Below are 10,824 nucleotides of genomic sequence, written 5' to 3'. Positions count from 1 at the left end.
GGCGGCGGCCTGCGCGGCGGCGGCCTGCGCGGCGGCGGCCTGTTCGGCGGCCTGCTTCGCGGCCAGCTCGGCGGCCTGCTTCGCGGCTTGCTCGGCGGCCACCCGGTCGACCTCGGCCGTGGAGGCCCGCACAGTCGCCGTTTCGGCCCTGGTCTGGTCGACGAGATCGAAGACCCGCTCGGGTTCGAGAACGGTGTAATGGGCCAGTGAGGTGACGGCGCTGGAGAGGGACGTGATGTCCGTCTTGCCCTGGCCCGCCTCCATCACCATTTGGGCGTCCGAGAGAACGCTCCTCGCGGCAAACGCCGCATGCGCCGGCAAGATGACGGCGAAGCCGGACGTCTGCTCGGGATGGGCGCCGGTGGTCACAGACAGTGCCTTCGTGGCGGCGACGCGCTCGCTCTCGGCCTGGGCCGACAGGGTCTGCCAGACGAGACCGGTGCCCAGGATGGACCCGACCGCAAGAACGGCACCGGCAACGAGCAGGCGCTGGCGTCCTCTGCGCCGATGGGTCTCCTCATGGCGGGTGACGCCATGGTCGGCGCTGGCTTGGTCTGCACCGGCCTGATCGGCACTGGCTTCGTCGTTACCGACTTGACTGCCGGTTTCCTCGGTGATGGCGGACAGGAACAATTCAAATTCAGAGGTAGGCATGACTTCCACGGAGCGAATCGCTCGTGCGTGAAGCGCCAACGGTTCTTGTTCGACTTCCTCAGGCGGGGACCCGCCCGGGCGAAGCTGCAAAAATGCACCCGTTTTCTGCATAAATCCTCATGTTAAGCTGGCAAACTCCCGTTAAGAGTGGCTGACCGGTGCTCTTCCGCAGCCGGTCTGGCCAGTTGATCTCACGCTGATCGGGAGATCCGCTCTCGCGCCTCATTCCGTTGGTTTGTCTGGACGTGCCCCCTCAACAGGCCGCCCACATGCCGGCGCGGGCCAGCGCTGCGGAGTCTTCGGCGGCTCGGAGGAGACCGTAATAAGCGTCGTTCGGGGCGATCATGAGCGACTCGGCCGCACCGGCGGCGACGAGTTCGTAGTTGACGAAACGCCCGTCATCGGTCCACAGGTAGAACAGGCTGCGGCCGTACCGGTCGGTCGGATCCCGGTCCGCCGTGACCCAGACGGTGCTGCCGTCGGGCAGCATTGCCTCCAACTGGGCTCTCGCCTCAGCGCCGAAGCATTCGGCGGCGTCGCCGATCTCGGGAGTGTCGAGTCCGACCAGCCGCACCTTGACGTCATCGGTGTTCGGCACGAGGTCGTTGGGCGCACCGGCGCTGAGAAAGAGGGTGTCACCGTCGTGCACATGCTCGACGGTCATGGCGACCGCGTTGGCCGGTCTCCCCGGAACCGCGGCCGGGGACACGCTCGGGTCGCCGGCCGCGGCCGAAGAGTCCGTGCTACCGGAGCCCGGGTCTCCCACCTGAGTGCTGCTCGAGTCGTTGCTGCCGGAGCCCGTGCCGCCGATGCTCTGCCAGCCTCGGAGCCAGGTGTCCGCCACCGAAGCGAGCGGTCCCGGCCCCTGCAGCGCGACGACCCCGAGCAGGCCGGCAACCACCACCAGAACCAGCAGGCGCGAACCGGACTTTCTCTTCTTCCCCATGCCTTGAGACTAGGAGATCGCGCGACCCACGCGCCCCACGCGACCCAGACTCGCGTTGCCTGAACGGGCGCCGGGTCGGCGTAATCGCTGCCGGCAGATCAGCCGCGTCCCTGACGAATTCGACGGAGATTTTGCCCAAAACGCCCCCAAACCCACCGAAACGCCCTCTTTACAGCAGAATCTCCGTCGAATTGGTTCGGGGACCCACGCGGGAGCCGCGAGCGACGGCCGATCCGCGCAACCGATCGATCCGCGCTCACACGGCCAGGCCCGGCTCCGTCCGTGACGCACTGCGCTCGTGCGGCGTGGCCGCCAGCGAGACGGCCTGGGTGGAGAGGGAGGCAGTCGAGAGCGACGTGGCCGACAGGGACGGAGCACCGCGCCGATCGAGGTGGATCCCCGCGAGCATGCAGCGGATGGAGCCGCCCGCCAGCTCGATCGTGGGCACGTCGAGGGGCAGAATCGTGCAGCTGCGCTCGATCACGCTGCGCTGCCCGGCGGTGAGGCAGTCGAGGGCGCGGCGCGAGAGCACCAGCATCCGCCCGCCCGGGCCGTGCAGCTCGATGGCGTTGCCAGCGAAGTTGCGGATCTGCTCCCGGTCGAGGGCGATCACCTCGCGGTCCTGCGCGGTGAGTCGTTCCACGACGTGGCTGCGCCGCGAGGACGACTGGATCAGGTCCAGCCCGACCAGGGCGAAGTCCGTGGCGATGCACATCAGGACATTGGTGTGATAGATCGGCCGGCCGCTCTCGTCGGCCGCGTCGAAGACGATCGGTTCGTAGCCGAAATTGGTGCAGAAGCGCTCCAGCGCGATCGGGTCCGCCCGGCGCGACCGGGCCACATAGGCGATCCGCCCCGCGTGGTCGAGCACCATCGCCCCGGTCCCCTCGAGGAAGACGTCGTCGAGTTCGAGCCCGGAATAGTCGACGACGTCCTGCACCCGGTAGCGCTGTTTCAGCATCTCGACGATGTCGCCGCGGCGTTCCGTGCGGCGATTCGGCGCGTGCATCGGGTACAGGGCCACATGCCCGCCCGCGTGGGTGGAGATCCAATTGTTCGGGAATACGCTGTCCGGCCGCCCGGGCCCGTCGTCGTCGAACAGGTGCACGACGATGCCCCGTGACTCCAGAGTCTCGGCCACCCGGGTCACCTCGGCGTAGGCGGCTTCGGCGATCAGGGCCGCATCGTGCCCGGCATCGACGGATTGGAAGGCGTTGTCGTGCGCCGTTTCCGGGTTGGGCGTGAAGAAATGAGGTCGGATCAGCAGAACGGCCGACGGGGCCTGTACGGACATCGGACTCAGACTCGGCTCAGACTCGAATTCGGACTCAGGCTCGGACTCAGACGAGAACGGGCGCGCCGGCGGTGACGAGCCCGAACAGGTCCTTCGGGTCGTCGGGGTCGGCCACGAGGTCGATGTCGGTGTAGAACCGGGTCTGGTCGACGGCATCCTGCAGGAAGCGGAGCGCGGAGAAGTCCTCGATGGCGAAACCGACCGAGTCGAAGACGGTGATCTGATCAACGGATGTGCGTCCAGAAGCCTGGCCGAGGAGGACCTGCCACATCTCGGTGACGGGGAACTCGGGGTGCATCTGCTGGATCTCGCCCTCGATCCGGGTCTGCGCCGTGAACTCCACGAAGACGTCCGAGCGGTGCAGGATGGCGCCGTCGAGTTCGGTCTTGCCCGGGCAGTCCCCGCCGATCGCGTTGATGTGCACTCCGGGGCCGACCATGGCGTCGGTGAGCACGGTGGCGTTCGCCTTGTCCGCGGTGCAGGTGGTGATGATGTCGGCGCCGGTCACGGCATCCGTGGCGCTGGCCGCGACGACGATCTCGAAACCGAGCGGAGCCAGGTTGCGCACGAACTTCGCGATGGCGTCGGGATCGGTGTCCCAGACGCGCAGCCGGTTGATGCCGAGCAGGCCGCGGAACGCCAGGGCCTGGAATTCGGACTGCGTGCCCGTGCCGATCATCGCCATGGTCTGCGAGTCGGGCCGGGCCAGGGCGCGGGCGACCATGGCCGAGGTGGCGGCGGTGCGGAAGGCCGTGAGCACGGTCATCTCGGACCAGAACGTGGGGTAGCCGCTCTGCACGTCGGCGAGGACGCCGAATGCGGTGACGGTCTGCAGGCCGCGCGACGGGTTCGACGGATGTCCGTTGACGTACTTGAATCCGTACGTGACGCCGTCGCTCGTGGGCATGAGTTCGATCACGCCGAGCGGGGAATGGCTGGCCACCCGCGGCGCCTTGTCGAACGTGGGCCAGCGGCGGAAGTCGCGCTCGATGTACTCGACCATGTCCGTGAGGATGCGCTCCACCCCGGTTTCGGCTGCCCACCGGTTGATGTTTCCCACGTCCACAAATCGCACCATGTGCGGCTCCTCTCGATCAGGGTTTCAACCGTATGCATAGGCGATGTGCAGCCGCCATGGGTTCATCGCCGCAATCTGACCACTTCATCGATCACTCTGTGCGGTGTTTATATACACTTTGGGTAATGTATCCCCTCGGCGACCTCGACCGCCGCCTCCTGTCCGCCCTGCGCGTGAACGGCCGCGAGCCCGTCGCCAGCCTGGCCCGCGACCTCGGGGTCACGAGGTCGACGATCAACAGCCGCCTCAAGCGTCTCACCGACTCCGGCACGGTGGTCGGGTTCGGCGTCAGGATCAGGGAGGACCGGGACCCCAATTCGATCCGGGCGATCACGCTGATCGAGGTGGAGGTCCGGGCCATCGCCCAGGTCATCCACGCCCTGCGCGGCTATCCGGAGGTGAAGGCCCTGCACTCCACGAACGGCGGCTGGGACCTGGTCGCCGAGCTGCGCACCGACACCCTGGCCGACTTCGACCGACTGCTCGGGCAGGTGCGCTCGATCGAGGGCGTGCTGAACAGCGAGACCAGCCTGCTGCTCAGTTCGGTCTCGACCGGGGACCTGCCCGGCACCTGAGACGCCGAACCTAGGAGTTCAGCGAGGAGGCGAGGCCCGAGGAGAGCATGGACAGCACGAACCCGGCCGCCGTGACGATCCAGGCGACGGTCTTGTTCTCCGCGTACCCGGCCAGTGGCCGGCCGTGTTTGTCGCGCTGGGCGCCCGCCAGGACGAGGATCAGGTCGATCAGCCACCAGAGCCCGAAGCCGCCCACCGTCAGCAGCTTCAGCAGGCCGGTTCCGACCTTGCCAAGGTAGAACCGGTCGATGGCGAGGAAGCCGAGCAGCCAGGCGAACAGCCAGGTCGCCACGAACGACTTCGGCGGCGGCGAGTAACCGGGCGTGACTGGCGGGTACGGCTGCGGAAGGTACTGCTCTGTCATGGCGGGGATCTCCTTGTCGATGAGAGAGTGTCGCTAGACATAGTGATACCGATACCCGACCCGTGGGCCTTGAACCTCAGATCAGGCCGGGGAACCGCCCGCAATCTCGTAGGACCACAGCTCGCTGCTCATCCCGACGGGCGGCCGCGCCGCGGGCTCGCCCTCCGTGGCCGGCTCGGCGCGGTGGCCGTGTCCGAAGGCCGGCGAGCTGACCCAGGCCCGGAAGGAGTCCTCATCGGCCCAGCGGGTCACGACCAGCCAGGTGTGGCGGTCATCCGTGGGCCTCAGCAGTTCGAATCCCTCGAAGCCGGGCCGGTCGTCGACGGCCCCGGCTCGGGCGGCGAACCGGCGTGCCAGCTCGTCACCGTTGTCGCCCGGCACGGTGATCGCGTTGATTTTGATGATCGTCATCGAAGTTCTCCCTCTCGTTGATCCACAGTCTGCGTCCCATGCTGTCACTCCCGGATACCTATGCTGGAGTCGACATGCGACTCTTCCTGATCCGCCACGGCCAAACGCCCGCCAACGTCCTCGGACAGCTCGACACCTCCCACCCGGGGCCGGGCCTGACCGAGCTCGGCACGCGGCAGGCCGCCGTGATCCCGGACACGCTCCGGCTGGACTCGGTCGACGCCATCTTCGCGTCGACCCTTCGTCGCACGCAACTCACGGCCCGGCCTCTGGCTGCCGACCGGTCCATCGAGGTGCGGGTGTCCCCCGGGCTGCACGAGATCGAGGCCGGCTCCCTCGAGGGGCTGAACGACCCGGCATCCGTTCACACGTACATGCAGACCGTCTTCGCCTGGGGCGCCGGCGATCTCGACGCCCGGATGCCGGGGGCCTCGGACGGACACGCGTTCTTCGCCCGGTACGACGCCGACATCGCGGCCGCCACCGCCGACGTCGAGACGGCCGCCGTCTTCAGCCACGGCGCGGCGATCCGGGTCTGGACCGCGGCCCGCACCCTCAACATGCCGCCCCGATTCGCGGGCTCGCACGACCTCGAGAACACGGGAGTGGTGGAACTGAGCGGCTCAGCGACGGATGGCTGGACGCTCGTTTCGTGGGTCGGCCTGCGGATCGGCGGGCCTCTGGCCGACCTGGATACCGAGGGCGCCCAGCCAGTGGCGTGACCGCCGGCTTCAGATCTCTCTCCCCCGCGGCACCTTCGGCCGGACGAGGGCGTGACTGTCCCGCAGCAGTTGCTCGACCAGGGCGTCGTCGATCTGCCCGTCAAGCACGATCGTGATCCAGTGCTTCTTGTTGAGGTGGTAGCCCGGCGTGATCTGCTGCGGGAACTCCTCCCGGAGCGCACGGCTCTCCTCCGGGTCGCACTTGAGTGAGACCGCGAGCGGTTCGCCAGCGAGGGCGCTCAGGGCGAAGATCTTGCCGTTGCCGCTGGTCTTGAACACGCTTGTCTCCTCACCGAAGGGGAACGTCTCAGTCGCCTGCGGAAGACTCAGGCAGAACTCGGCAAGGGCATCCGGTGTCATGGCTACGAGACTAGACGGACTCCGGCGCGACGGTGAAGTCCGGCTCCGTCGCCGCACGGACCTCCTCGACGGTGACGCCGGGGGCCAGACGTCGCAGCAGGAGTCCGGCATCCGTCACATCGAAGACGGCGATGTCGGAGATGATGCGGTCGACGACCTTCAGTCCGGTCAGCGGGAGGCTGCATTCGTTGACGATCTTCGCCGACCCGTCCCTGGCCGTGTGCTCGGTGAGCACGACCACGCGGGGGGTGCCCGCCACGAGGTCCATGGCGCCGCCCATGCCCTTGACCATCTTTCCCGGGATGGTCCAGTTGGCCAGGTCACCGCGGCCGGAGACCTGCATGGCACCCAGAATGGCCACCTTGATGTGCCCGCCGCGGATCATGCCGAACGAGGCCGACGAGTCGAAGATCGAGCCGCCGGGCTGCACCGTGACGGTCTGCTTGCCGGCGTTGATGAGGTCGGCGTCTTCCTCGCCGTCGAACGGGAACGGGCCCATGCCGAGCAGCCCGTTCTCGCTCTGCAGGGTCACCTGCACGCCATCGGGCAGGTTGTTGGCAACGAGCGTGGGGATGCCGATGCCAAGGTTCACGTAGTCGCCGTCGGAGAGTTCCTCGGCCGCGATTGCGGCCATTTCGTCGCGCGTCCATGCCATGGTCTTGCTCCTTGCGGTCGGTGTGTGGTCGGTGCGGTGTGTGGTCGGTGCGGTGTGTGGCTGGTGCTTGTGTGCCCGGCGAGTTCGTCAGGCCGGCACGGTCACGGGCCGCGGGCGCACCGTGCGCTGTTCGATGTCCTTGACCCGATTCGAGGCCCGCACCAGGCGCTGCACGAACACCCCGGGGGTGACAACGTCGTGAGGGTCGATCTCGCCGGGCTGCACGATGATCTCGGCCTCGGCGATCGTCAGACGGCCGGCCGTCGCCACCACGGGGTTGAAGTTGCGGGCGGTGTAGCGGTAGACGAGATTGCCCGCGGTGTCGGCCCGATAGGCGTGCACGAGGGCGACATCCGCGATGATCGCCCGCTCCTGGAGGTAGGTCTCGCCGTCGAAGTCGGCGAGCGGCTTGCCCTCGGCGATCAGGGTGCCCACGCCGGTCTTCGTGTAGAAGGCCGGGATGCCGGCGCCGCCCGCGCGGAGCCGCTCGGCCAGGGTGCCCTGCGGGCTGAACTCCACCTCCAGCCTGCCGTCGATGAGCTGCTCGGCGAAGAGCTTGTTCTCCCCCACGTAGGAGGCGATCACCCGCCGCACCTGGCCGGCCTCGAGTAGAACGCCGAGGCCCTTGCCGTCGACGCCCATATTATTGGACACGACGGTGAGATCCTTCACCCCGGATGCCCGCACGGCGTCGATCAGGTCGGCCGGGATGCCGCAAAGACCGAAGCCGCCGACCGCCAGGACCATGCCGTCCCGGAGGACGTCGCTGAGAGCGTCATGTGCGCTGGACCGAACCTTGGTCATGGAATTCTCCTCGTTGAGCATCCGTGTTGATCAATCGGGTTGAGCATCCGGTTCGTATCCACCTTATGGACGCTGCGTCTGTCCGTCATGTTAGGGGTCTGATCGGGCGGCTGTCAATCAGGGCGGATCTGCCCATTTCATTGTGTATCCACGCCGTGATCACTAGGCTGCACAACATCCACATTATGGACAGGAGCCAGGCATGACCGGCATGAAAATCAATCAATCCGTCCCGGTGCAGGGCGCCCAGGTGGTCACCCGCGTCGCCAGGCTCCTGCAGCTCGTCGGACGCAATCCCGCCGGCACTCCCCTGGCCGAGATCGTGCGGGACTCCGGGCTGACCAGGCCCACCGTGCACCGGTTGCTCAGTTCTCTGGCCGCCGAGGGCCTGCTCGACCATGATCCGGTCACGCACACGTGGCACTACGGGCCGGAGATCTTCGTGATGGGAACGGTCGCCGCCCACCGCTACCCGATCGAGGAGCTGGCGCGGCCGAGCCTGCTCCGTTTGGCGGAGGAAACCGGCGAAAGCGCATTCCTCTCGATCCGGCGCGGCGCGGAGACGGTGTGCCTGCTGCGCGAGGAGGGCAGCTTCCCCATCCGGTCGTTCGTGCTCTACGAGGGCCTGCGGCTGCCGCTCGGGGTCGCCTCGGCGGGCCTGGCCATCCTGGCGTACCTGCCCGAGTCCGAGGTCGGGCAGCTCCTGGTGCAGGACGACGCCTTCGTCGATCGGTGGGGTCAGAACCACTCGCCCACCGCCATCCGGGCCAATCTGGAACAGACCAGGATCACCGGCTACTCGGTCAACCCGGGGTTGATCCTGGAGGGCAGTTGGGGAATGGGGGCGGCCATCTTCGACCGCTCCGGGCAACCCGCCTGGGCTCTGTCGTTGACGGGCATCGAGCGGCGTTTCACCGCGGAGCGGCGGGAGATCCTCGGCCAGCTGCTGCTCGAGGAGGCCAGCCGCATCACCCAGGCGCTGCAGCGCGCACGCGTCTAGGGCCTGTCGACGGCGCACGGGCCACCCGTGCATTAGCCTCCAGAGATGGGGACTTGGGACGTTGTCGTGGTCGGATCAGGGGTATGCGGGCTCACGATCGCCCACAATCTGCAGGAGCACGGACGTTCGGTGCTGCTGTTGGACAAGGGATCGCGCCCGGGCGGACGCCTGGCGAGCCGCCCCCTCGCCGGGGCGCTGCTCAACCCCGCCGCCGACACGGTCGTCACCCACGATGCGCACGTGATGAGGGAGATCGCCCGCAGAACCGAAGCCGAGTTCGCTGCGGAACCGGATCATGGCGCGCGCTGGCGATTCGCGGCATCCGCCGGCGATGTGGCTCGCACGTGGGCGGCCGGCACCACGCTTCAGCGCACCTTTGTGACGCAGATCGAGGTGGCGGACTCCGGGCTCCTCCGCGTTGTACCCCACGCGTCCGGCGACCCCGTCATCTGCCAGGCGGTCGTGCTGACTCCGCCGGTTCCGCAGAGCGTTCAGATTCTGCGCACGAGTCACCTCAGGGTCAGCGCGGCCCTGGCGGAGGTCGGCTACGACAAGCGGGCCGTGCTGCTGTGTGTCCTGCGCGGGGATGTGGGCAGCGAGCTGGCGTCGCACGAATCGACACTCGTCGACGCCATCCGCGTTCGGCGGCGGGACGACTCGGGGCTGGTCTGGCTGGAGGTCTTCGCGACCCCGCACTGGAGCGAGTCCACCTGGAACCTGGACGCGAATTTCGTCCACTCGGCGCTGCTGGTCGAGATGAAGCGGCTGTTCCCCGGTGCGCACGCCGTGGACTCCGAGCTGAAGCGCTGGCGTTACGCGAATGCGGTCGCCGCGCTGCCGGGCGCCGGGTTTGATCAGAGCCAGGACCACCCGGGTATCTTCGTCGCGGGTGACGGCTTCGGCAGTGTGGACGGGCATCCGGCCGGGGTCTCTCGCGCGGTCCGCTCCGGCCTGGACGTGGTGCGGGCGCTCTCCTGAGAGTCGTCGATCACTGGGGTGGCTCCAGCACAGCGTGCGGTGCCGCGTCTAACCAATTCGACGGAGATTCTGCCGTAAAAACCCGATTTCAGCCCGATTAGGGCCGATTTGGGCAAAATCTCCGTCGAATTCGTTCAGTCAGACGTGGTCGCGCCAGCTGTGCTCGGGTGCGTAGCCGAGCATCCGCCGGGCCTTGTCGATCGAGAGCAGGGTGACGTTCTCGCCGACCTCCCGCAGGTCGACTCCCGGGAAGACCTCGGCGGCCAGCTCGGCGTTCGGCCGGCTCATCACCGTGTCGGCCGCGGCGATGATGAATGCCTCGAAGCCCGGCTTCGCGTTCTCCAGGGCCCGCAGCACGGCCTGGGCGCCGTCACGGCCGTCGATGTAGCCCCACAGGTTCCATTTGCGCAGGGTGGCGTCGGCGTCGAAGGCGGGGAAGGCCGCGTAGTCCTCCGGGTCCTTCACGTTGGAGAACCGCAGCGCCGTGATGCTGAGCTCGGGGTCCCAGCGGGTGAGCTGGATCGCCATCTGCTCCTCGAGATGCTTCACCAGCGAGTAGGTGCTCTCGGGCCGGGCCGAGTATTCCTCGTCCACCGGAAGGTAGGGCGGGGCGATGTCGAACGGCAGCCCGAGCACGGTCTCGCTGGACGCGTAGACCAGCTTCTTGATGCCCGCCCGCCGGGCCGCCTGGAACACGTTATAGGTGGAGAGGATGTTGTTGTGGAACGTGGCCACGTCGGGAACCAGGCCAGGTGCCGGGATCGCACCCAGGTGCACGATGGCGTCGAACCCGGTGTGCCGGTCGTCGACACCGAGGACCGCGTCGACGACCTGGCCGTAGTCCTTCAGATCGACGACGACCAGACCGGGGTTCCGGTCGCCGTCGCGGTCGAGGTTCAGCACCTCGTGGCCCTCGGCGATCAGCCGCTGCACGACCGTCCGGCCGAGTTTTCCGCTTCCGCCTGTGACAACAACCCTCATGG

The 10,824-nt window shown here is 67.7% G+C and carries 14 protein-coding genes; 4 read left to right on the top strand and 10 right to left on the bottom strand.

Annotation, left to right across the window (positions count from 1 at the left end):
• The 4 genes from E3T42_RS16870 to E3T42_RS01540 form a co-directional block, all read right to left on the bottom strand.
• Positions 1–654, bottom strand: a 654-nt coding sequence (locus E3T42_RS16870) for a hypothetical protein (RefSeq protein WP_194088229.1), incomplete at its 3' end; no start/stop codon positions are given.
• Between the two features lie 253 nt (positions 655–907).
• On the bottom strand, positions 908–1,600 hold the full coding sequence (locus tag E3T42_RS01550; protein ID WP_134366311.1) for a thermonuclease family protein: 693 nt from the start codon (positions 1,598–1,600) through the stop codon (positions 908–910).
• A gap of 256 nt (positions 1,601–1,856) precedes the next feature.
• Positions 1,857–2,894 (bottom strand): citrulline utilization hydrolase CtlX, encoded by a 1,038-nt coding sequence (ctlX, locus tag E3T42_RS01545; protein ID WP_198416009.1) that lies wholly within the window; start codon positions 2,892–2,894, stop codon positions 1,857–1,859.
• Positions 2,895–2,940: 46 nt separating this feature from the next.
• Positions 2,941–3,972 carry an ornithine cyclodeaminase gene (locus E3T42_RS01540; protein WP_134366312.1) on the bottom strand — a complete coding sequence of 344 codons (1,032 nt, stop codon included), beginning with the start codon at positions 3,970–3,972 and terminating at the stop codon, positions 2,941–2,943.
• Between the two features lie 125 nt (positions 3,973–4,097).
• On the opposite strand from E3T42_RS01540, the gene E3T42_RS01535 reads away from it, so the two are divergent.
• Positions 4,098–4,547, top strand: a complete 450-nt coding sequence (locus E3T42_RS01535; protein ID WP_134366313.1) for an Lrp/AsnC family transcriptional regulator — start codon at positions 4,098–4,100, stop codon at positions 4,545–4,547.
• A gap of 10 nt (positions 4,548–4,557) precedes the next feature.
• On the opposite strand, the gene E3T42_RS01530 is transcribed toward E3T42_RS01535, so the two are convergent.
• Both E3T42_RS01530 and E3T42_RS01525 read right to left on the bottom strand, forming a co-directional pair.
• A complete protein-coding gene (locus tag E3T42_RS01530) occupies positions 4,558–4,911 on the bottom strand; it encodes a TM2 domain-containing protein (RefSeq protein ID WP_134366314.1) in 354 nt (117 codons plus the stop codon).
• An 81-nt stretch (positions 4,912–4,992) separates the two neighbouring features.
• Complete coding sequence (locus tag E3T42_RS01525; protein WP_134366315.1) at positions 4,993–5,322, bottom strand: antibiotic biosynthesis monooxygenase; 330 nt, start codon at positions 5,320–5,322, stop codon at positions 4,993–4,995.
• A 38-nt stretch (positions 5,323–5,360) separates the two neighbouring features.
• Between E3T42_RS01525 and E3T42_RS01520 the strand changes: the two genes are divergently transcribed.
• Positions 5,361–6,044, top strand: coding sequence for a histidine phosphatase family protein (locus E3T42_RS01520; RefSeq protein WP_338144967.1), 684 nt, complete (start codon positions 5,361–5,363; stop codon positions 6,042–6,044).
• A 9-nt stretch (positions 6,045–6,053) separates the two neighbouring features.
• Here E3T42_RS01520 and E3T42_RS01515 read toward each other — a convergent pair whose 3' ends face one another.
• The 3 genes from E3T42_RS01515 to E3T42_RS01505 form a co-directional block, all read right to left on the bottom strand.
• Positions 6,054–6,404: an MmcQ/YjbR family DNA-binding protein gene (locus E3T42_RS01515; RefSeq protein ID WP_134366316.1), complete on the bottom strand. Its 351-nt coding sequence runs from the start codon at positions 6,402–6,404 to the stop codon at positions 6,054–6,056.
• A gap of 10 nt (positions 6,405–6,414) precedes the next feature.
• Positions 6,415–7,059, bottom strand: coding sequence for a CoA transferase subunit B (locus E3T42_RS01510; protein WP_134366317.1), 645 nt, complete (start codon positions 7,057–7,059; stop codon positions 6,415–6,417).
• Between the two features lie 87 nt (positions 7,060–7,146).
• Complete coding sequence (locus tag E3T42_RS01505) at positions 7,147–7,863, bottom strand: CoA transferase subunit A (RefSeq protein WP_134366318.1); 717 nt, start codon at positions 7,861–7,863, stop codon at positions 7,147–7,149.
• Between the two features lie 202 nt (positions 7,864–8,065).
• Between E3T42_RS01505 and E3T42_RS01500 the strand changes: the two genes are divergently transcribed.
• Together E3T42_RS01500 and E3T42_RS01495 are read left to right on the top strand one after the other, a co-directional pair.
• Entirely contained in the window at positions 8,066–8,863 is a 798-nt protein-coding gene (locus E3T42_RS01500) for an IclR family transcriptional regulator (protein ID WP_241975755.1), read from the top strand.
• 45 nt (positions 8,864–8,908) lie between these two features.
• Entirely contained in the window at positions 8,909–9,841 is a 933-nt protein-coding gene (locus E3T42_RS01495) for an FAD-dependent oxidoreductase (RefSeq protein WP_134402338.1), read from the top strand.
• Positions 9,842–9,979: 138 nt separating this feature from the next.
• On the opposite strand, the gene E3T42_RS01490 is transcribed toward E3T42_RS01495, so the two are convergent.
• Positions 9,980–10,822 (bottom strand): NAD(P)-dependent oxidoreductase, encoded by an 843-nt coding sequence (locus E3T42_RS01490; protein ID WP_134366320.1) that lies wholly within the window; start codon positions 10,820–10,822, stop codon positions 9,980–9,982.
• Positions 10,823–10,824: the final 2 nt, after the last annotated feature.

The sequence above is a fragment of the Cryobacterium sp. TMT4-10 genome (genome assembly GCF_004403275.1).
Taxonomy (GTDB): Bacteria; Actinomycetota; Actinomycetes; order Actinomycetales; family Microbacteriaceae; genus Cryobacterium; species Cryobacterium shii.
The sequence above is the reverse complement of the archived record's forward strand: the minus strand, read 5'-3'. Positions and strand labels throughout refer to the sequence as shown.